This is a genomic window from Borrelia sp. RT5S (genome assembly GCF_021165755.1).
In the GTDB taxonomy this organism is placed as follows: Bacteria; Spirochaetota; Spirochaetia; order Borreliales; family Borreliaceae; genus Borrelia.
The window spans coordinates 1-22,334 of sequence record NZ_CP088936.1; the positions used below are offsets into that span (position 1 = coordinate 1).

A 22,334-nucleotide genomic window follows, 5' to 3' on the forward strand; every position below is an offset into this window, starting at 1 on the left:
TAGTAGCTTTTTTATTGTATAATGATACGGTGAGGGATGTTGGGTATGAACGGGATTTGTGGTTTTGGGTCGGAATGCAAGATTATCTTGAATAAAATCAGAAATATCAGTAGTGTTTTCCCGCTTCTTGTTCTTATTTTTGGGTCTTGCAGGACTTATCAAATAGAATATGATAGATTTGCTCAAGTGTTGTACTCTAAGTATTACCTAGAGACAAAATATTCCACAAGTGGAGTGATTAAATCTTTGATCTCAATAAGATACAACAAACCTAAAAAGGAAAAAGAATACTCAATTTTAGTTAAATCTCAAGCCAGGAGCCCAAGAAAAGCTCAAGTAGACAAGGTAATCACAGATACGCACTTTGAAGCTGTGGGAAAATTAATATCTGAAGATACGAAAAATATCACGAAATATGATGAATCTTACAATCCTTATTTTCCATATGAGTCAACTACCGTTATAGAAAGAAGGGATATTGTGACAGCAATTTCCAAGTTTGTAATTCCAGAAGAAGAGTTTATGAAATTTATTAAAATGAAAAATCAATACGATGAAATGGCCGAGTTTAAAGTGTATACAGCCAGCAGCTATGCGATTGTGAAATTCAGCAAAAGTGAAATTCAAAAATTTTGGAGTGAATTTAATTTAAAGGTAAAAATGATTGCTAACTAAGGATGCAACAAAAATACAAACAAAAGCAAGGATTCCCGTTTCATACTTTTAGTTTATATATCCTCGTTCGGTAATGCCAAACCTTGATATCATTTAAAGCTGTTTAGCCATGTAATTTCCGAGCCAAAAAGCCCAAATTCTTCACAGAAAAGTGGAGGCACTACTTCATTCTTTACACAAAAAAACCCAAATTACAAGCAAAAGAAGCTATTTTTTGTTACACGTTGTTCTAACATAAAATAGAATTCCGCCGTGTGAAAATACTTTTTTAATCCATTATAGGGAGGATATTTTAAATTAAATACTAACCAGATAAAAACTCTCCAAACACAAAAGAGCCCCTGCATTAAACACTAGGTTAAACCTAAAATTCACCTAACAGATAGCATCATATTGCAATAAGTTTTTTTCAATTAACTAAATTAATCTCATGCTTTTAACCAATCTTCTTTAAAGTCAAACCCAACGCCACTTACTTTAAAACTATATGCATACACACCTTCAAAAAAGAAACCCCTTGGGGAAGGGGATTATTTAAAAGAATGTATGGTATGAAGTAAATATTGATAATAAATTCTTTTAATTTTAAAAAAGGAGAATATTTAATATCTAAATTATTAGTTCAATAATTCAATTATTTCCAGTTTTTCTAAATTATTTTACTGTTCTGTTCTTTCTATTCTTAGATGATATGTAAACAATTCTACATTATTTCTATCTAGCATAGGTTATGTAAACAGAAATAGTTAAATATGTTACAATAAAATCGCAGGCTATGAGAGAGCCTATAAATATTTATATCTTTAGGAGCACTTAGTGAGTCATTTTCGTCCTTTGCTTGTGGTTTTATGCGTTCTTTTCTTTCTGATTTTCTTCAATTCTTGTTACGTACCAGGAAAAGTTACAAGGTACTCTACGCCCAATTTCAATGATATAAGTCTAACTGAAATCATAACATTGGGAAAGGGAACGGTTATGCTTAAGGAGTTCAATTTCAACAATAGGTTTCCCTTTTATAAAAGACACGGAATTCCCTATACTCTTCAATTTGTAGCTCCTAGAAATTTCACTCACCTAGTAAGTTCCAAAGATGGCATTAAGAAGATCCATTTAAGAGGCGACACAAGGCTTTTATTTTTACTAGACTCAGGACATACTTTTTCTCTTCCAGCGTCTTCTATTACATCTCTACGCTCCACTATTTCTGAAATTGAATTTATATTTGGAATCAAAAAGTTAGTTACTCAAGTCCAACTAACTACACCTACAGGCATCATATCATATGCTAACCTTTATTACTTTGGTGGTGTTTTATACCTAGATTCTAACGTCTATGATTTTCCTAGCATTTACTTCAGTAAGTACGAAGTAGACAGGTTATCCAGCATACTTAACAAAAGTCGTTATTCTAATCTTTGGTACGATCTTGCGAGGGACTTACATTAAGCCAAGGTTATTGTATTATTCTTTATTTGATATACCTTCTTAAATAGAGGTTATAAAAAAAAGTCCCTACCCCTATATCTTGTTTTGGAGAGGATTAATAGGAGTGTTGGGGACTCTCGATAGAATGATTTCTATCCTACCTATAATGTTATTTTATTTTTTTAATTTTGTAAATATTTTTAAAGATTTTATTTTATAAACTTTAATTACCCGCTTTCTCTATTGCTCTTAAGAGATTCAATTCAGCTTTACTCATTCCAGATTTCCTCAACTTACCCTTTGCTCCTATGCTCATTTCCGGATCAAGTTTCCTATTTGATTCCTGCATTTCTTTAATCTCTATATCGCTAGGCTCATAATCAATCCACTTCCTCTCTATCCAACCTTTCTCCCATTCATAATATCCCTCATTATGGTTATTTCCGCTAATCTCGTCAAAGTGTCTTGAAAGTGCTGATACTACCTTTGCACCATAATAAAGCATCTTCTCAGTTTCTGTATCTGTTATAAATTTATCATAATCATAATTATTACCTGTTTGCATATTTACAATGTCTACTATGAGCTTAAAAGTATTTATGCAATTCATTGCTATATTTCCAAACGGGAGTTCTGGATCGCTTAAAGACTTAATATTAACTTCATATTTATTCTTTAAGCTTCTAGGTATCCTAAAGAAGTCAATAACGTACCCATTAACCCTAGCTTTATAATTTGCTTCATATTCTGCATCTCCAAAAAAAATACCCCCCTTTTTTACGTAATTATCACAAACCAATGCCATAGGGAAGGTTCTCTTATCTACTCGTTTCATCTTTTATCACCTCAAACCTAAATTATTTTCCTCTCTTTATTTCGTGTACATTATTATAATATATATCAAATAAGAATTAATACAATTATCTCCCTTTTATGCTTCCCTTTTGTATACTTTTCAAAAATTCTAGATATGTTTATTGTTTTTTTTATACTTTGTGGTAAACTGTAATCTATCTTTAACCTTTAACCATTTACAAAAAGTCTTGGGAAATGTTGTTTCACATGACTTTTTGTTTATTTTCTCTCACTCGTATCCCTCCGGGACTAGCACGATATCGACACCTGAGTCCAAAGATTTTCTAATTGCATCCTCTGTTTTGAAATTATTCACAATTGCTCCCATATCATACGCATCAGTTATTATGGTGCTACCAATGTTTAAATTGTACCTTATAATATCCACAATATCCCTTGACATGCTAGTTACATCTTTAGAAATTTTGGGGATGAACACATGACCAACCATAATAAACTTTGCTTCCTTGCCAAAAATAAATGGAACAAAATTATTTTTCATTAAAAAATTTTTGCTATACGGTAGCAAGGCTATCTCTTTATGAGTATCCACCCTGGTACCTCCAAGACCAGGGAAATGCTTAACAACTGCGGCAACTCCTTGTTTCTGCAGTGCTTCCACAAATGACTCCACCATAAGGCCAATATTGTAAGTTAAATGTCCAAAGGCCCTGTTAACTAAAGGAGTATCAGAAGCTGTTTTTGAATCGGCTACTGGTGCCATATTTACATTAATACCAAGTCGTCTAAGTTGTTTTCCAAGAATTTCTCCAACTTTATATGCAAGATGCACATCATTTGTCCTACCAACAGATTCCATAGAAGGAAAACTATATACACCTAGGCTTTTCTTCTCACTAACTCTATTAACCAACCCTCCTTCTTCATCCACAGCAATAAAAATATCAGAATCAATATGTTGCTTTAACGATTCAATTAACTCTTTGGTCTGCCTAGCATCTTTAAAATTTTCCCTGAATAAAATAATTCCTATTGGATTGATTTTTTTTATTTTTTTAAGTACACCTGTGTCAAGTTTTTGTACAACGCTGGGGTTTGAAACGTTCCTAATGCCAATGAATAGGTGACGCTTGCCTAACACGTTTTTAGAATCAGATTTTCCCAAAAATCTATCGATACTTACAAGATCAGATTTATCCTGCTCGAAATAATCATAATCTATCTCGGGAATAGCTCCCAAGAAATAAAAATTTAAAAAAACCGAGATTTTTATCAATAAAAACTTAAATATTCCATTTCTCATCTTTGAACACCAAACCATAATCATTTTTCAATAAATTATTAAGAGAACTATTTAAGCAAGCGGCAACATAAAAAATATTAAACGGTAACCTATCCTTCAAATAACCACTATTAACAAGCATATCACTAAATAACTTTGCAGGAAGAAATCTATCTCGCCTATTTACCTCAAAAATTAAGGGATTATCTACTAACTTTATTACTTCCCAAGTTATTTGCTCAATGGAAAAGTATTTACCTATCTCTTTATTTTGCTCAAGAACTCTACTGGGCATCTCTTCTATAATTCTATCAATATTTTTGACCAAGTATTCTAAATTAAAAAGACCCGTCGCACAATTGAACAAAATCTTATCCCCTCTATATTCAAATTTCTGAACGCATTCTTTAGAAATAGCTCCACCAATATCAACACATGTCAAATTATCATCTTTATCTACAATCAAAACCCCTCCTTTTGTATCTAGTGCTGTTTTAACGCTAAATTCAAACCCAGAAGAACTGTTTGTGATGGCCATTATCGCCAGAGCCTTTAAGTTAACAGTAAAACCAATATTATCAATATTCCCAATATATACAAATCTCTTCCCAAGTTCATAAAGCTTCAAATAAATATCTCTTAAAACTCTAAAATTTTGTCCATGCCCAGCAGGTAAAGCTAGTATAGTTTTTTCCCCTTTATTATCATAATCAAAATACACATATTGACCGTTATTCAATTTTTTATAACAATGAACCAACGGTTGAATAGCCGTAAGGATATCTTCTCTTCTAAAAGAGCAACAATTTAGGCTCTTAATCAACTCTTCATCAAAGATATTGTCTAAAAATTTAGAAATAAATGGATCTGTCTTAAAGCTGGTCATCTGAAAAATTGAAGGCTTAACGCTTACACTATAAGAATCCATATACCTCTTAGAAAGCATCAAAAGATGTCGAATTTTTAATGCTAGAAATGAAAATCCATAACTACCATCCTTATTAATATACGCAGGAGTTATTCCCTTGGGTAAATCTTTAAATTTTTTTTTAGCTTCAAGTATTTTATTTTCATACAAAAGATACAATTCTTTATTAAAATCACTATTTTTCAAAATATCAACATAACTAGTTGCAGATCCTCCATTCAAAAGGCCACATGAGAGGTAAGGATATAAGGCTAATCCTAACTTTTCTAATTCATCACCATTGAAAATATAAAAATCCTCCTCTGCCCTTAAAAATTCTGGAGGGTTATTAATATATTTTCTCAAATTATCCTCAACAAACCTCTTTTTAAACTTCAATTTAAAAATATTATCCGCAAGATTAAAAATACTTGCATGATTTTTATCCGGAAAACTCTTAAAAGACACATTTAAAGGCCCAAGCCTATGCATATTAAGGTCATCAAGCACTCTTTTGGAAAAATCTTTGTCTATCATCTCACACAAACTTAAAAATCCTTCTCTAATCCAAAATAAAAAATAATCACATGTTAGTGTATAATATAAGTATAATATATAATATTTCTATTTTATTATAGCTGCTGTGATCAAATTAGGTGTTACAGTGCATCGACTTAGGGGATTGGCATGTTGAGGGGGTATGAGCTAAACACGACGAATCTAAAACACTCCATCTCGGAAATGATACTCTCGCCCTCAGGATTTAGAAAGATATTTGCAAAATCAAAAGACGAAGATTCAACGGACTGTGAGATCGATGATGGCGACAAGGTACTAGTTTCAATAATAGCTTTCACTATATCAGATTATTTTAAAAAGAAAGCAAAAAAATACATTAATATAGGGCTAGACTCAAGAACAACTGGAAATATAATCTCTGAAGTAATAATAAAAACTCTAATACTGAGTGGAAATGATATTAAATTTTTCGGTATACTTCCAATACCAGAGATTTTGGCTTATACAAAGAATAGCAAAAACTCAAAAGGATTTATATACATTTCTGCTAGTCATAATCCTAGAGGATATAATGGACTTAAAATTGGTTTAGACGACGGAGGTGTGTTAAATTCAAAGGAAATAAATAAAATAATACACAAAATTAAATCAAATATTGAAAACGAAATTTTGATAGAAAAAATAATAAAACCCTTAAAAAATTTCAACACAAATGAAGCTAATTTAAAACAATACGAAAGAATTATCCAAGACAGGACTCAAAATAAAGCAAAATCTTACTGTGAATATAAGTCATTAATGTATGAAATAATATATTCAAATAAAAACGATAAAAAGAATATTGAAAATTTGAAAGAAAATATTAAAAAAAATCCTATAGGAATAATAGGGGAAATGAACGGTAGCTCTCGAGTCAACTCGATAGATGGAGACATCATTAGATCTTTTGGAGTAAAGTTGGAATTTTACAACACTCAAATGGGAGTTTTTAAACATGGAATGATTCCTGAAGGCAAGTCTTTACATATGTGTAGGCAAATATTAGAAAAGAAATTTAAAGAAGACGACTCTTTCCAGTTAGGGTATGTTCCTGATTGCGACGGAGACAGAGGAAATTTAGTATTCATTGATAAGATAAGCGAAAAATCAAAAATCATTGAAGCACAAAAAATATTTGCCTTATCAGTACTCTCAGAACTTAGCTATCTTTATCACATTGGAATTAAAAGCAACTTAGCGGTTGTAGTTAATGATGCAACTTCATTAAACATTGAAAAAATAGCAACTTTATTTAATGCAAAAGTTTACAGGGTTGAAGTTGGTGAATCCAATTTGACGGAAATGGCAGATATTTTACGAAGAAAAGGATTGACAGTTAAGATCTTAGGGGAAGGATCAAATGGTGGGAATATTACATATCCCTCAAAAGTACGGGATCCTCTAGCCACAGTTTTTAGCATAATCAAACTACTAAGAATAAAAGAACTTCACAAAGTATGGTGCAGCTTATCTAATAATAAATACGGGGAAAATTATAATCTAAATGACATATTAAAGACAATAAATTTTTATAGTAATGTAGAAACATCATCTCAAGATGCTATACTGAAGCTTAGAGTAAATAATCAAGAGACACTAAAAGCAAATTATGAAAAGCTATTAGAAAAAGAAATGAAAAACAGTAAACTTATTTCAGAATTATTAATAGATAATTTTACAGTGATCAATTACGAAGGCATTAAACAAAGTAAAACCCGTACGGGCGATTCTTCAGGAGGACTTAAAGTTTTACTTAACTCCTCTGCAAAAAAAGAGATAATCGCAAGTCTATGGATGAGGGGTTCAAAAACAGAACCGATATTTAGAGTGCTCAGCGAGATTAAATCTGAAAACCAAGACAGACTGATGGACCTTCTAAAGTTTAATAAAGATCTGATTCAGAACGCGTATTCAGCACTATAAACCATTACCAAAAGTTATGTGTCCAGGGGCCTGCATTTAGATCACTCCTTAGCTTTTTCTGCATTTCGCCTCACAATGTTCCAAGTTTTCGAAAGCCCCATTAATTTTTTAGCACCATTTATAACCTCCATTGCAACTTTTCTAGTCTTACTTGTACCCTCAAAAATCACCTCATCAACATATTTTTTTTTATCTTTAAAAAAAGCTCTTCTCTCCCTAATTGGCATTAAAAATTTATTTAAAGCCTCAAAAAGCCTTTCCTTAACTTCAACATCACCAATCTTGCCCCTTTTATATCTAGCTTTAAGTTCACAAAGCTCATCAACATTATTATTAAAAAAGTCATGATAAATAAAAACAGGATTATTTTCAACTTCCCCCGGTACATCTGCCCTTACTCTTTTTGGATCTGTGAACATAGACATAACTTTTTTACGTAACAAATTCTCATCATCGCTTAAAAATATTGCATTACCAAGACTCTTACTCATCTTATGCTTACCGTAAATTCCTACAAGAGATTGAGAGTCTGTAAAAATAGCTTCAGGAATTGGAAAAAAATTCTCCCCATAAAGAGAATTAAATCTTCTTGCAAGTTCTCTTGCAAGCTCAATGTGAGCCTCATTATCACGTCCGACTGGAACTAAATTGGCCTTAGCCATTAAAATATCGGCACTCATGAGTACCGGGTAACCTAAAAGTCCATAGGGAACCTCCGTAAACCCAGCAGCTAGACTCATATCCTTTATGCTAGGAATCCTCTGCAAACGATTTACCATAACAATCATTGAAAGTATTAAGTTAAGCTCTAGTAATTCTGGTATAGCCGATTGTAAATATATATGAGCTTTTTCTGGATTAATTCCACAAGCAAGATAATCCAAAACCATCTCCCTAACGTTAGAAGATATTTCATTAATACTATTTAAATCTGGTCTTGTTGTAAGAGTATGCAAATCGGCTATAATAACATAAGTCTCATATTCCTCTTGGTATTTTAATCTATTAACAATAGAACCGACATAATGCCCCAAATGGAGCATACCGGTAGGCCTATCCCCTGTAAGCATAACTTTCTTATGCAAACTTAACTCTCCTTACTACTGCTCAATTCATCATTAATGTCGCCCAGTATCTTTGAACCACTTAAAAACACAGAGAAAGGTTTTAAATAATCTATATTATCAACTATCACTTTTATAATCACGGTAAAAGGATAAGCTATTAAAAGCCCTACGATGCCCCAAAGCCAACCCCAAAAGAAAAGAAAACAAAGCAGCAAAAAAGGAGAAATATCAAGCCTATGCCCCTGCATTTTTGGCTCTAGAATATTTCCAATCAATACTTGAACGGAGGTATTGTATACGAATATATAAAGCACCAAATTTAAATTTGGATAGAACTGCACTAAAGCAGCTACCACAATAAAAAACACAGCCAAAATTGATCCTATGCTTGGAATAAAATTAAAAACAAATGTAAGCACTGCCCAAACTAGAGGGAAATCCTGTCCAAAAGAAGTCAATCCTATAAATACTAGAAAACCTGTTAAACAGCTAACAAAAACCTTTATTACTAAATATTTACTAATCTGATTATTTATTGTATCCAAAGCTTCAACAAACCTCTCCGAAGCGGAATACCCAAAAGCCTTTCTAACCTTTATGCCAAAAATATGTATTTCTGACAGTAGAAAATACAACAATAAAAACAATACTACCAAACTACTTGCAAACCCAATAATTTCATTAGATATTCGAGTTAAAAAAGGATAAACGTACCCAGAAAAATCTACAGAACCAATAATAGCACTATCTACTCTATACTTATCAAGGATATCCCTTATGATAAAGATCAACTGCTTTTGATAATAAGGCAATTGCTTGATCAAAACAGTAATACTGTAATAAACAAAATTAAAAACTAAATAAGAAAATAAAAAGAGAAAAAAGAAAATTACAAGAACTACTAAAACCCTCGGAATTAGCAATCTTTTAAGAAAAGTATAAATGGGATACACTAAAAACCCAAGAACTACAGCAATAGCTAAAGGCTTAAACACCGTCTGTGCTATTTTTAATACACTAATCAAAATCACAATCAGTACCACAGAATAAAAAACGGACTGGATTTTAAAAAATTTTAACCTATCCGCAGTATCTAAATTTAAAGCCAACTCACTTCTCCTTTAACTGTCTCCACAATATCCATTAAAAATTTCAAACTAATCTATATATTTAAATGAATTTTTTCCATTATCCAATTATATAATTTAGTTCCTTTACTATAATTAGCTTCAGCCACATCCCCCACCCTCTTTTCTCTGAGCAATCTCTTAGCCTTCTCATCATTCTCATAGTAAACTGTTAATGTATTCTCATAATGGTCCAAATTATTATTCAGTATTTCAAAAGCCGGAACGTCACTAAACCCATCCGCAATATAAAACATATTCTTAAAAGGAATCTCCCTCCTGCCTTTAGGAATCCTCTTATTGATCTTATCATAAGATCCCTTATTCAACTCAAAAATTACCCTTGTTTTTATTGTATGATCTACAAAATAGCATACACTACTTAAAATACTGTTTTCAGAAAATTTATTATCCAAATTCTCATAAAAAGGCATAAGGTATGTATCTATAAATTCGCAAGCCCAAACTTTAGTAATATAAGGAGCTACTCTACTCCCCAAAATCATCTGCCTAAATCCGCTTGAAACAATGTAAATATTTATCACAATACCAGATCCTTTCAAACTTTTATTGATTGTATCTATCTCTTCGAATAATTCAACTACACCTTCAAAAAACTTCAATTTTAAGCCCAATTTAAACAATACCTTATTATTTAAACCTTTAAAAATGCCTTCTCTGACATACGTTAAAAAATGAGACAAATATATCATCTCATTAGCGATAATGTTGTAGTTATTTTTATTATAAACAACAGATAAATTCTCAACTTCATTCCAAAACGAGCGCTCATCAACATCGTACTCATCAAAAAGTACCCGCTGCATATTACCATAAATCAAAGTATCATCAAAATCAAATATTAAGGCTACTGTTTTTCCTTTCTTATTCATAAAACAAAAATAAATTTAAATTCAAACTGACTTGTATTAAAATATATATGTAACTGTGAATATATTCAATATATAAACGAAAAACAAATTAAATAGAAATGTTTATGATAGATATGATTAATATGATTCAAGTAAAAGATATTCTCTTTAGAATATTAGACCTAGGTCTGATCAGTATTTTAATTTATTATGTTTATAAAAATGTGGTTAATTCTTATTCCATCCACTTACTTAAAGGAATGATCATAATTGCATCTGTTGGGATTATTTCTTATTATCTTAATTTACACACTATAAACTGGCTATTAAGCTATATAGCAAGTATCTTGCCTATTGCAATGCTTATTCTGTTTAACAAAGAAATAAAAAAGATTATAATGCAAATTGGGAATTTTAACCTATCTTTTAAGCTTGCAAACCGAAAAGAAGAAACTACTAAAATTGTTTCCGAGATAATAAAAGCAATCAAGCATTTATCGGAACAAAAGTCTGGTAGCCTAATCTGCGTTGAAAAAAAGATACAGCTAGAACAACTAATAAATAAAGGGGTAAAATTAGACTCCATCGTCTCTAACGAAATATTAATATCAATTTTTGGCTATGAAACACCTCTGCACGATGGAGCTGTCATTATTAGCAATAACAAAATCGTTTATGCTGGCTCCTTTCTGCCCCTTTCTAATATTGAATCTATTAGCAAAACTTTTGGAACAAGACACAGAGCGGGTCTTGGAATTTCCGAAAACTCAGATGCAATAACAATAATTACTTCTGAAGAAACTGGATCCATTTCGCTCACAAGTAACGGAAAACTAGAGTATAATTTAAGCTTAAACGAAGTTAGGAAGAAATTAAATCTTGCATTAATAGAATGAACATAGGCAAAAAAATTAGAAACATAACGAAGTTTTTGTTTGAAGACTGGCAAAATAAATCTATTTCTATTTTAATAGCTATTGTTATGTTTACAGCGTTTTACTTGAACAACATAGAATCAATCACAATAGAAAAAGAGATCAAGATTTTACTAAAAGATGAAATTACACTTGGAAAGGTTCCTGATTACACTAAAATACTACTTACGGCAAAAGTTAACAAAGAGAATTTAAAATACCTGGACCTTGACCGCATAATCTTATTAGTTGAGGCTACCAATATAAAAGAGGCAGGAGAATATGAACTTCCAATTAAGGTCAAAAATCTTAATGCTATTCCCGTTGCTGAGTACAAACTTTCAAGGAACACAATTTCACTAAATCTAGATAAAAAAATCTCAAAATTAGTAAAAATTGAACCTAAATTTACACTACTTGAAAAGGAAAGCAAAGGAGAATATTTTATTGCCAAGTATAATATCTCACCTGAAAGATTAAGAATATATGGACCTGAAAAGGCGATAGAAACAATTAATACAATTAAAACTGAAATAAAAGAATTTGACACGAGAACCATATTTATCTCGGAGCATCTTGAAGTATTATCTCCAAATCCACTCATCACACTCGAGAAAAGTCATGTAATGGTTACTATTACACTAAGCAAAAAATACACACATACAACAATAAAAAATCCTGATTTGATTTTCAATAATGTCAAAAGTGGATTAGAAATAAAAAATAAGGATAAAATTCTAAATCCAGAGAACGAAATGTTTATTAAAATAAGAAGTAGGCTATCTGAAAAAATAATTAAGATGCACATAGATAATAAAAACATTAGTTTTAATCTGGATTTAGGCCATATTCAAACTCCAGGAATTTACAACATTAATACAGACATAATATTTAAAAATAATGCACATGGTATAGAGGTATATGAACAAGAACCTAAAACGATAAGGCTAGAGGTAATTCCAAGCGAACAATAAAATTATGAAATCAATAGGATGTGATATAATACAAGTTAAAAGGCTTAACAGTCTATTGGAAAATAAAAGGAAATTAGAGAGGTTCTTTACGAAAGGGGAGATTGAAAGTTTAGAAATGAAAGGGAAAGGGATTTTAGAAAGTCTAGCTGGTAAGTTTGCAGCAAAAGAAGCTTTAATTAAATCTTTAAGTCCTCTGATAAAGAATAAAATAAGGTACTCTCTTAAAGATATGGAGGTCGTTAAGTTGCCGGCTGGGAATGTCGCATTCCAGTTGCATAATGATATTGCAAGCTTGATAAACAAAATGAGCCTAAAATTATATTTAACCATATCACATGAAAGGGAGTATGCTATTGCTTTTGTAATGGTAGAAGATTGATTTATGAACAAAATATCATATTTTACAAAATGCGAAACCGAATGCCCTTTGTGTAACTGTAAGTTTAGAAGAGAAGATCTCCTGACAGGAAGCGGCCGTTTGATATCTGGGGAGTTGAAGGTTGACTTAAAAAGAGAATATGTAAAGAATGAAAAATATGGAGACGTTTTCCCTAGGATATATTCAATAACGGTGTGCCCTGGTTGTTATCTGGCTGCTTTCCCAACTGAATTTAACACAATAGCAACCTTTGGTCCTCAAATAAGGCAACGGTTGATAAGCTGTGAACAAAAACGAAAAGGAATAAAGTCACTCTTTGATGACAATCTAAACTTTGGCCAGCCAAGAGGACTTAGAGAAGGTGCTGCTAGTTATATACTTGCTATGATGTGCTATGAGCATATCGATAAGAGTCATAATCCAACTCTAAATCAGGCAAAGTGTGCAATAAGAGCAGCTTGGGTCTTTGAGGACCTTCACAAGGAAAATTCAAATCAAAATTATAACTATTTGCAAAAAATATTTTATTACAAGGCGGCTTATCTTTACAAATTAACAATTGAAAAAGAACAAGATAACTCAGAACCGATTTCTACTGAGGCCGTATTCGGTCCTGACACCGATAAAAATTATGGATATGACAGTGCTTTGTACTTATCGGGTTTGCTGGAATACTTTTATGGCAATAAAGACAATAAGGAATACAGATACAATCAATTAGTTGAAATTAAGACTGTGCTCTCTAAAATAGCTGGAATGGGGAAATCATCGAAAGAAAAACCCTCAATACTCTTAGACAAAATAAAAGAGGTTTATTTTAAAATTTCAAAAGAAATAAAAACTTTAAAATAAATGAAGAAGATATTTGCCGAAATAGCATATGATGGATCTTTGTATCACGGATTTCAAATTCAACCTAAAAGCCCTACAATACAGGGCGAGCTTGAAAAAGCTTTAGAGAAAATAAGTAAGACAAAGATCAGGATTCACTCATCAGGCAGAACTGACAAAGGGGTTCACGCAAGAGGCCAAGTAATATCCTTTTATATAAACATAAATATTGCCCCAAAAAATTTAAAGATGGCTCTAAACTCTCTTTTAAGAAATGATATTAGGATCATAAAATTAAAATATACAAAGGATGAATTTCAACCCAGGTTTAATGCCAAGAAGAGAAAATACAGCTATTACATTCTCAATGACGAGAATCATTACCCCTGGGAAGCATATCAAGCTTATTATGTAAAGAAAAAATTAAATATCAATAGATTAAATGAAATGTCTGAAATGTTGATTGGAACACATGACTTTACTACATTTTCATGCATAAGAGATCAAACAAATTCAAAACTGAAAAAAATTTATTTTGCTAGGTTTAAGAAAAAAAATAAGTTTGTTATATTTGAGATAATAGGCTCTTCTTTTTTATGGAAAATGGTAAGATCAATAACAGGAACAATACTTGATATAGAAATAAAAAACGAACCTGTTTGTACCTTTATGCAAATTCTAAACTCAAAAAATAGAAAATTTGCGAGAAAAACAGCACCTGCAAAGGCGTTATTTCTGGATAAGGTTTATTATGAAAAACAAATTAATTAAAAAATTAATACTTTTAAGGATGCTTGAGAATAACATATCGGGTAATTTCTATGGGCATAAAGAAAACGAGCTTAAGAAGATCAAAAGCAAGATAGCAAAATGCAGAAACATAAAAATATTAAACCAGACAGAACAAGTAGATATAAAAGAAAAGCCAAAATTGGCAAAATCAATAGAACACAATCAAAACAAAAATGACAAAAAAGATCTACTAATAATATATATAGACAAAAAATATTTAAACAAAGGTACAAGTGAAATGGTCAAAAAATGGTGTGATAGTATTAGAATATTGAACTATAAAATAATAGATAATGTTAACACTCTAAACAGTGAGCTTAATAGACAACCTAAAGCAATCCTCTCTTGCGAAGAAGTGGAATTTTTTTTAAATCAAAACTTAAGAATTCAAATTGTAAGGGGCTTTGAGCTCAGATTTAAAGAAATTCCACTTGTATTCACATATCTCCCTATTAATCAAATCAAAAACCCAAAACTGAAGAAAGAAATCTGGCAAGACTTAAAAATAATAAAAGGCATAATAAAATATGGATGATAGTCTAGAGAATAACTTTTATTATGAAGTCGCTTTTAACATCCCAATCAATAGACTTTTTCTTTACAAGCATAATTTCAAATTAGAAATAGGAACAAGAATAATAACAAACTTTAATAGAAGAGAAACACTTGGAATCATAATCAAAAGATATTCTAAAGATGAGCTTAATACAAATTTTACATTTGAAATAAAAGACATAATAAAAGTCATTGATGAAAATCCACCAATAACAGAACACAACATCAACCTCGCTAACTGGATTAGTAGAAAAACATTTTCTGGGTTTGGAGAAGCTTTGTTTTGTGGACTCCCTAAAAGCCCAAACTCAAATAAAGTAATAAAAAATAATGACAATAAAAACTCTAGTTCAACGATATCCATTCAATTAAATGAAGAACAAAATAGCATTTATCAAGAAATTATCGAATCAAAAACACAAAATACATTTTACTTATTCGGAGTGCCTGGATCTGGGAAAACAGAAATATTTATCAAATTGTGCGAACACTATTTGGAACAAGAAAAACAAATAATTTTTTTAATACCCGAAATCTCTTTGGGTTATCAAATAATTCAAAGAATAAAATCCAATTTAGGTACAAATAAGATTTACGAATATAATTCAAAAGTATCAAATTCAAAAAAAGTTTCAACATGGAATAAAGTCAAAAATGGAGAAAGTTTGATTATAATCGGAGTTAAAAGCGCATTAATGCTACCTTTTAAAAACTTGGGTTTAATAATAATGGATGAGGAACATGAACACACATATAAATCTGAAAATACTCCAAGATTTCATTCAAGGCACATAGGTTTTTTCTTACAAGGTGTCTTTGATTCCAAATTTGTAATGGGAAGCGCTACTCCCTCGCTTGAAGCATACATGGCCATGGAAAATAATCAAATAAAAAAAATGATGCTAGAAAACAAATTTTTTGATAAAACAGCTGAAGAACTTACTATAGTAGACATGAAAAAAGAGCGTCAGATTATATCTTCAGAATTACTTTACAGCATACAAAAAAGCTTAATCAACAAAAGGCAAATTTTAATATTTTTCAATAAAAGAGGATACTCAAAAACACTTGAATGCAACATTTGCGGGCACATAATTTGTTGTCCAAACTGTTCTTTTAACCTAACATATCATAAAAATGAAAACAAACTCATCTGCCACTATTGCAAACATAAGACAAAGATAGTAAAAAATTGTCCTGGTTGCAATGCAGAAAACATCACATATAAAACATATGGAATTCAATTTGTCGAAAGGGAATTAAAAAATTTTTTACCAAACGCACGAATAGCAAGAACAGACTCTGATCTTAATAAAAAAGACATTATCAATGCAATCACTGATTTTGAAAATGGAAGATTAGATATTTTAATTGGAACACAGATTATTGCAAAAGGATTTAATTTTAAACAAATACAAACACTGGGCATTATTAACGCCGATGTTGGTATGGGGCTTCCTGACTTTAGAAGTGGTGAGAGAATGTTTGCAATAATTTCACAAGTACTAGGAAGAGCTGCAAGATTTCAAAGCGACAATACAATTATTATTCAAACAAAAAATCCCGACTATTACGCTATAAAATATGCCTATGAGGGTAGGTATGAAGCTTTTTATAAAGAAGAGATAAAAATACGCAAAGAACTTAATTATCCCCCCTTTAAAAAAATAGTCAGAATAATCACTAGAAGCCATAAAAAAGAAGCTGCGAAACATAAATGCCTAGAATTCTTTGAAATATCTAAAGAATTTCTAAATGAAGAAATTGAATACCTTGGCCCATCAAAAGCCCCTATGTCAAAAATATCAAAATACTACAGGTATAATATATTGTACCTATCAAAATCCTTTAATCTACTGGAGAAATTAATACGAAACACAAAAGAAAAAACAAAATCGACAAAAGACACTTATATCGAAATAGATTACTATCCAATCTCCCTAATTTAAAAAAAATCTGAGTTATCCTTTCCAAGAGCTCTTAAGAATGATGAGAGCACATAAAGCGCCCTATCATTATGCCCTCCTTCAGGAATAATAAGATCAGCATACTCCTTAGTAGGCTCAATAAACCTATAATACCCTGCTCTGGTAGTATTTAAATACTGTTCAATAACCGATTCAAGTGTACGACCTCTCCTAGACATATCCCTCTCCAGCCTTCTGATAAACCTAATATCATTAGGTGTATCAATGTATATTTTTAAATCTATCAGACTTCGCACTCTCTCTTCAACAAAAATCATAATGCCCTCAACAATAACAACAGGAGTCGGAAATATCTCCACGGACTCCGGTTTTCGCCTATGATTGATAAAATCGTAAAGAGGCATATTAATCGGTTCATTATGTTTTAACTTCCTCAACTGTTCATAAAACAAATTATTGTCGAACGCATCCGGATGGTCAAAATTAACATCCAAAAACTCATATTCATAATCACCAACACTCTTATAATAATTATCTTGAGATATCAAAACAAATTCGGGAATAACTTCGCTAATTTTATTAACGACCGTAGTCTTACCACTACCAGACCCACCAGTTATTCCAATAATCTTAACCATTGACCTCTTCTTGCAATTTAGGCATATTCTTCAAAGTTCCTGCAACAAATATATTTTTAAATCCTACACTTCTTAAAATCTTTTCAGCCTCAAAACACTTATTAAAACTTCTACCATAAATCACTATCTGATCATCAACACTACCCAATTTATCTTTCCTAGCAAATAAATTGTTAAAAGGAATATTAACCGCCCTTGCATAATGATATCTGTTATATTCCTTAGCAGATCTAATATCTAATATCGTAGCTCCCTCTCTAACCCTCTCTAACAAAGCCAAACCAGACCTCTTCATTTTCAAGACAATAAAAACCCAAATGTAGAAAACAAGAAAAACCATTAAGAGTGCAAACTTCACATAATTCACTGGCATACTGCTTATGAAACAATAATATCAAAAAAAAAGAAACAATTTCAATAAAATAAAATTGTTTTTTTAATAAAATTAATATAAAGTTCAAATGAATTAATCATTTTTGTATCGAAAGAGTAACTCGTGAGTCGGAATGAAGAGAGAAAGAGCATGAAGAAAAGAAGAAAGAGATGGAAGAGAATAAAACAAAAGACAAGATTTATTGTGCGCAGAGTATTTAGGAGACAACTTAAAAATATTTTAAAAGATCCTGAGCTAATACTGATTAGTACATTACAAATAACAATTGGTTCTCTCTTAATGGCAATATCTACAAATATTTTATACATACCCCATGGGCTCTTGAGCGGAGGCATTGCTGGGGTTGCTCTGATGCTTCATTATATCCTAGATTTCAACTTAGGATTTACGATATTTATCCTAAATATTCCATTATTCATTCTCGGGATCAAATTTTTAAACGTAACCTTTGTGATTCAAAGCTGGATTGCAATGGCTTTGTATTCTGTTATGGTAAACTACTCACAATTTTTACAAGGTAAGATGCATCTTGATGACATGATGCTTGTATCAATTTTAGCAGGTCTCATATCAGGTCTTGGACTTGGTTTAATCTTCAGAGCAAAGGGGTCATCAGGTGGTTCAGACATAATCTCTATGATCATTAAAGAAAAATATTCAATTAGTATTGGAACTACAAACTTTCTTGTTAACCTTGCTGTATTGGTGGTTGCGGCTTTATTTTTTAATGTCGAGATTGCTCTTTACACCTTAATCGCTTCTTTTGTAACATCTGTCATGACAGACAAGGCAAGCATAGGCTTTGGCAATCAAAAAGCGATATTTATTATCTCAGATAAGGGAAAAGAAATATCTTATCTGATTACTAATAAATTAAAAGTAGCAGCTACATTAATTGAAGGACAAGGTGCTTGGGCGGGAAACGATAAGACTATAGTTTTCATAGTGGTTCCCACAATACGCATGGCAAGAATTAAATATATTTCTCAGAAAGTCGATCCCAATTGCTTCATCACGGTACTTAATACAAACGAAATAACGGGTGGCAAAAAAATTATTGAATCAAGTTCAACCAAACAAGATGTTGGAACCTAAAATCTCTCTAAAAATTCAACAAAATTAGCAATAAGCGCATCCAGCTCTTCTTCTGTATAAAAATTTGATAAGAAATCAATAAACCTCTGAGGAAACTCTGAGATAAATTTTTTTAAAAAACCCTCTTTAAGATTAATCTCAAGCTTGAAAGAATGAAGCATTAAAGATAAATATCTAAAATCCCTATCTACCTTACCATAAGCACTATCCCCCAGTATTGGATGATTTAAATACTTCATATGGACCCTTATTTGATGCGTGCGTCCTGTCTTGGGTCTTAAAGCTAATAAAGAATAATTACCCATGTTAGTCAATACCTTATATTCCGTCAATGCCCTTTTGCCTGAATTGCTATGTACGCTAAACTTTTTCCTATCATTTTTATCTCTATCTATAAAAGTCTCAATAATACCGAAAGAATTTTTAGGAGCTCCCTTTACAATTGCAATGTAGACTTTCTTAACAACTCTTTCCTTAAACTGTGTAGACAAAAAATTTAAAGTTGCCAAATTTTTAGCACAAATTAATACTCCAGACGTGTCTTTATCTAACCTATGTACAATTCCAGGCCTAACTTTATCCTCTTTAAAACTATCCCCTAAACCTGAAACATGATACAAAAGAAAATTTACAACAGTATTTTCCAACCCAGTTATGCAAGGATGACTTAAAATACCTTGGGGTTTATTCACAACAATAACATTTTCATCTTCATAAATAATGCCAATAGGCAATTTCAAAGGTCTTACATATTTTCTTAAATCAACTTCTTCATTAAATTCTATTAATATTCTATCCCCCACAAAAACAGGTTTTGATAACTTTATCGCAACAAAAACACCACATCTGTTTCTAAAGGCAACTACCTCTCTTTTTTTAATTTGACTTCTAGTAAAAATACAAAATCTTTCAGATAAATAAATATCAAGTCTCTGACAATCCTCCCCTACAACAAACTCCTCCTGAAGCTTTTCCATTCAATAAATCAACCAATCAACCAAAGCGATTATTAAAGCCACCGACAGACCAGCTGAAGCTGAGATCATATACTTTTTAAAGGTCTCGTCTTTTGAAAGTTTAAAACCACCGGAGAAAGGGTATGGAAGATATTTTGACTCCATATCACTATTAAAATAGTAAGACAAGTCAAAAAAAAACAAACTTACTAGTAAGGATATAGGAAAAGTGCCAACACTTATCGCTGAAAATCTAAAAACCTTCTTACCCCAATTAGACTCAATAGACTTTTCTACATTTAAAGCCTCATTTTCTTGAATATCTTTGTAAAGAAAATCATCCTCTCCTTTATCCTGAAGTTTGACAAAACCTTCATTCTCAATGAGAACATCATTTCCGCTGAAAAAAATATTATCTCCCAGCGAAAATTTTTGCCTTAAGTCAAAATCAAGTTTAAGATGGCCAAAAGAATTGGAATAGAGTGCACAAACATTAAAAAGTAAAATCAAAAATCCAATAAACATAAAATATTCTAATTCGTTGACTCTAATTTTAATGTCAAAGTTATCTCATCAACAAGGTCAGAGGAACCAAAGTACTGAATAGGCCCTGGAAACATATACAAATTATTAATCGCCCATTCTTCTCGCTTCCTAGCAAACTCATTAAAAGGAGCTCCGTTAAGATCAACAAGAGCTTTCCTAATAACAGGCTTTGCAACACCATATCTTTCTTCCATGTTCATCATCATTGTTAAAGGAACCCCCCCCGGCTTCCATTCTGTGGTGTCTTTATCTAAGTGTTTTACACTAGACATATAACCTGTTAAACCATTTAAAACAAGTAAAGCAGCATTATATCCTAAACTGTAGCAATAATTACTATCGAAATTTGAAGGAACAGCACTTCTGCCTTCATAACCAAAGAAATGATCAACAGGAGTAAATTTACCGTCATATTCCCCTTGCTTCCTTAACTCCTCTAGCTTAACATGAACCATTTCAATAAATAATTTCTCAGTAGGTACCCTTGATACATTAAAATTACCATGAGGATCTCTTTCTAGAACAGAATTCACAAGTTCAATTTGAATGAATAAAGGCAAGGACAAATAAACTTCTCTCATGTATCCATTAAGCTTACCAATAAAAATTTCTCTTATAGCCTCAACATTCAACCCCTTAAATTCGTTTTCATTCCTATCAAATATGCTACATAAATTAATCATCAAAGATTTCACTTCAGGGATAAACTCAATAACACCCTCGGGTACTATAACCACACCAAAATCATATCCTTTCAAAGAACGCTTTACTACAACAGAAGTTATTTCACCAACTAGATCCGATAAGGTCTTATTTTTAACTAAGACTTCCTCAGATATAATACATACGTTAGGCTGAGTCTTTAATGCACACTCAAGAGCAACATGAGACGCACTTCTTCCCATAAGTTTAACAAAATGCCAATATTTCCTAGTTGACATAGCATCACGACACAAATTGCCTATCAATTCAGAATAAGTTTTAGTAGCAGAATCAAATCCAAATGAAACTTGAATATGTTCATTTTTAAGATCAGCATCTATTGTTTTCGGGACACCAATAACTTGAATATTATGATTCTTTTTCTTAAAAAATTCTGCCAACAAGGCTGCATTAGTATTTGAATCATCACCGCCAATAACAATAATTGCATTAAGATTATTTTTAAGAGAAACTGCCAAAACTTGTTCATACTGGGCCTCTGTCTCTATTTTAGTTCGCCCAGAAGATATAATGTCAAAACCTCCAGTATTTCTATAAGAATCCATCAAATCACCAGTAATCTCGACTTTCTTATCTTCCAATAAACCTGAAGGACCTCCTTTAAATCCAAAGATTTTTGAATCTAAATTTGCTTTCTTTATTGCATCAAAAATACCAGCAACAACATTATGCCCTCCAGGAGCGGGTCCACCTGAAAGAATTATCCCCACATTTAAAACCTTTGAAAAGTCTATATTTGAAGATCCCTGAGTAAAACTCACAACCGGAAGCCCATAAGTATTTTTAAAAACCTCTCTTAAAGCCTCCCTATCCTGAAGACCTTCAGTTTTCTCACCAAACACTACACTAACATCTTTAAAATCATGTTCCAAAATTTTAGGCAACCTTGGTATATACTTGTACCTCTCCTCTTGCAAAGATGACACCATACCTATCCCTCCTTTAATTGACCCAATC

General features: G+C 31.6%; 22 protein-coding genes. 11 read left to right on the plus strand and 11 right to left on the minus strand.

Features of this window, described 5'->3' with window-relative positions; translation table 11 throughout:
- The first annotated feature begins 45 nt into the window (after positions 1-45).
- Both LSO06_RS00005 and LSO06_RS00010 read left to right on the plus strand, forming a co-directional pair.
- Positions 46-675 (plus strand): hypothetical protein, encoded by a 630-nt coding sequence (locus LSO06_RS00005; RefSeq protein WP_231760058.1) that lies wholly within the window; start codon positions 46-48, stop codon positions 673-675.
- Between the two features lie 975 nt (positions 676-1,650).
- The gene (locus tag LSO06_RS00010) at positions 1,651-2,121 is read left to right on the plus strand and encodes a hypothetical protein (RefSeq protein WP_231760059.1); all 471 of its coding nucleotides are present in this window, start codon (positions 1,651-1,653) and stop codon (positions 2,119-2,121) included.
- Positions 2,122-2,323: 202 nt separating this feature from the next.
- Here the strand turns inward: LSO06_RS00010 and LSO06_RS00015 are convergent, their stop codons facing one another.
- The 3 genes from LSO06_RS00015 to LSO06_RS00025 form a co-directional block, all read right to left on the minus strand.
- Positions 2,324-2,935 carry a hypothetical protein gene (locus tag LSO06_RS00015; protein WP_231760060.1) on the minus strand — a complete coding sequence of 204 codons (612 nt, stop codon included), beginning with the start codon at positions 2,933-2,935 and terminating at the stop codon, positions 2,324-2,326.
- Between the two features lie 249 nt (positions 2,936-3,184).
- Entirely contained in the window at positions 3,185-4,219 is a 1,035-nt protein-coding gene (locus LSO06_RS00020) for a glycoside hydrolase family 3 N-terminal domain-containing protein (protein ID WP_231760061.1), read from the minus strand.
- The gene (locus LSO06_RS00025; RefSeq protein ID WP_231760062.1) at positions 4,200-5,651 is read right to left on the minus strand and encodes a UTP--glucose-1-phosphate uridylyltransferase; all 1,452 of its coding nucleotides are present in this window, start codon (positions 5,649-5,651) and stop codon (positions 4,200-4,202) included. The genes LSO06_RS00020 and LSO06_RS00025 overlap by 20 nt, the downstream gene beginning before the upstream one ends.
- 141 nt (positions 5,652-5,792) lie before the next feature.
- On the opposite strand from LSO06_RS00025, the gene LSO06_RS00030 reads away from it, so the two are divergent.
- Entirely contained in the window at positions 5,793-7,586 is a 1,794-nt protein-coding gene (locus tag LSO06_RS00030) for a phosphoglucomutase (RefSeq protein WP_231760063.1), read from the plus strand.
- A 41-nt stretch (positions 7,587-7,627) separates the two neighbouring features.
- Here the strand turns inward: LSO06_RS00030 and trpS are convergent, their stop codons facing one another.
- Genes trpS through LSO06_RS00045 form a run of 3 tightly spaced genes read right to left on the minus strand, consistent with a single transcriptional unit; the run spans position 7,628 to position 10,673 of the window.
- Positions 7,628-8,671 carry a tryptophan--tRNA ligase gene (gene trpS / locus LSO06_RS00035; RefSeq protein WP_231760064.1) on the minus strand — a complete coding sequence of 348 codons (1,044 nt, stop codon included), beginning with the start codon at positions 8,669-8,671 and terminating at the stop codon, positions 7,628-7,630.
- 2 nt (positions 8,672-8,673) lie between these two features.
- Positions 8,674-9,762: an AI-2E family transporter gene (locus tag LSO06_RS00040; protein WP_231760065.1), complete on the minus strand. Its 1,089-nt coding sequence runs from the start codon at positions 9,760-9,762 to the stop codon at positions 8,674-8,676.
- 53 nt (positions 9,763-9,815) lie between these two features.
- On the minus strand, positions 9,816-10,673 hold the full coding sequence (locus LSO06_RS00045) for an HAD family hydrolase (protein ID WP_231760066.1): 858 nt from the start codon (positions 10,671-10,673) through the stop codon (positions 9,816-9,818).
- Between the two features lie 98 nt (positions 10,674-10,771).
- Here LSO06_RS00045 and cdaA point away from each other — a divergent pair, with 98 nt between their 5' ends.
- Genes cdaA through priA form a run of 7 tightly spaced genes read left to right on the plus strand, consistent with a single transcriptional unit; the run spans position 10,772 to position 17,046 of the window.
- Positions 10,772-11,548, plus strand: coding sequence for a diadenylate cyclase CdaA (gene cdaA / locus LSO06_RS00050; RefSeq protein ID WP_370639776.1), 777 nt, complete (start codon positions 10,772-10,774; stop codon positions 11,546-11,548).
- A complete protein-coding gene (locus LSO06_RS00055) occupies positions 11,545-12,540 on the plus strand; it encodes a CdaR family protein (RefSeq protein WP_231760068.1) in 996 nt (331 codons plus the stop codon). Before cdaA ends, LSO06_RS00055 begins: the two co-directional genes overlap by 4 nt.
- Positions 12,541-12,544: 4 nt before the next feature.
- Complete coding sequence (acpS, locus tag LSO06_RS00060) at positions 12,545-12,919, plus strand: holo-ACP synthase (protein ID WP_231760069.1); 375 nt, start codon at positions 12,545-12,547, stop codon at positions 12,917-12,919.
- Positions 12,920-12,922: 3 nt separating this feature from the next.
- Entirely contained in the window at positions 12,923-13,771 is an 849-nt protein-coding gene (locus tag LSO06_RS00065) for a DUF2225 domain-containing protein (RefSeq protein WP_231760070.1), read from the plus strand.
- The gene (gene truA, locus LSO06_RS00070; protein ID WP_231760071.1) at positions 13,772-14,521 is read left to right on the plus strand and encodes a tRNA pseudouridine(38-40) synthase TruA; all 750 of its coding nucleotides are present in this window, start codon (positions 13,772-13,774) and stop codon (positions 14,519-14,521) included.
- Positions 14,502-15,077: a uracil-DNA glycosylase family protein gene (locus LSO06_RS00075; RefSeq protein ID WP_231760072.1), complete on the plus strand. Its 576-nt coding sequence runs from the start codon at positions 14,502-14,504 to the stop codon at positions 15,075-15,077. The genes truA and LSO06_RS00075 overlap by 20 nt, the downstream gene beginning before the upstream one ends.
- Positions 15,070-17,046, plus strand: coding sequence for a replication restart helicase PriA (gene priA / locus LSO06_RS00080; protein WP_231760073.1), 1,977 nt, complete (start codon positions 15,070-15,072; stop codon positions 17,044-17,046). Before LSO06_RS00075 ends, priA begins: the two co-directional genes overlap by 8 nt.
- On the opposite strand, the gene udk is transcribed toward priA, so the two are convergent.
- Together udk and LSO06_RS00090 are read right to left on the minus strand one after the other, a co-directional pair.
- Positions 17,043-17,663: a uridine kinase gene (udk, locus tag LSO06_RS00085; protein ID WP_231760074.1), complete on the minus strand. Its 621-nt coding sequence runs from the start codon at positions 17,661-17,663 to the stop codon at positions 17,043-17,045. The genes priA and udk overlap by 4 nt on opposite strands.
- The gene (locus tag LSO06_RS00090) at positions 17,656-18,036 is read right to left on the minus strand and encodes a rhodanese-like domain-containing protein (RefSeq protein ID WP_370639777.1); all 381 of its coding nucleotides are present in this window, start codon (positions 18,034-18,036) and stop codon (positions 17,656-17,658) included. Before LSO06_RS00090 ends, udk begins: the two co-directional genes overlap by 8 nt.
- A 150-nt stretch (positions 18,037-18,186) precedes the next feature.
- Here LSO06_RS00090 and LSO06_RS00095 point away from each other — a divergent pair, with 150 nt between their 5' ends.
- Complete coding sequence (locus LSO06_RS00095) at positions 18,187-19,152, plus strand: YitT family protein (RefSeq protein WP_231760836.1); 966 nt, start codon at positions 18,187-18,189, stop codon at positions 19,150-19,152.
- Here the strand turns inward: LSO06_RS00095 and LSO06_RS00100 are convergent.
- Genes LSO06_RS00100 through LSO06_RS00110 form a run of 3 tightly spaced genes read right to left on the minus strand, consistent with a single transcriptional unit; the run spans position 19,149 to position 22,306 of the window.
- Positions 19,149-20,129 carry an RluA family pseudouridine synthase gene (locus LSO06_RS00100; protein WP_231760076.1) on the minus strand — a complete coding sequence of 327 codons (981 nt, stop codon included), beginning with the start codon at positions 20,127-20,129 and terminating at the stop codon, positions 19,149-19,151. The genes LSO06_RS00095 and LSO06_RS00100 overlap by 4 nt on opposite strands.
- Complete coding sequence (locus LSO06_RS00105; protein ID WP_231760077.1) at positions 20,130-20,633, minus strand: hypothetical protein; 504 nt, start codon at positions 20,631-20,633, stop codon at positions 20,130-20,132.
- A gap of 8 nt (positions 20,634-20,641) precedes the next feature.
- On the minus strand, positions 20,642-22,306 hold the full coding sequence (locus LSO06_RS00110) for a diphosphate--fructose-6-phosphate 1-phosphotransferase (RefSeq protein ID WP_231760078.1): 1,665 nt from the start codon (positions 22,304-22,306) through the stop codon (positions 20,642-20,644).
- Positions 22,307-22,334 lie beyond the last annotated feature (28 nt).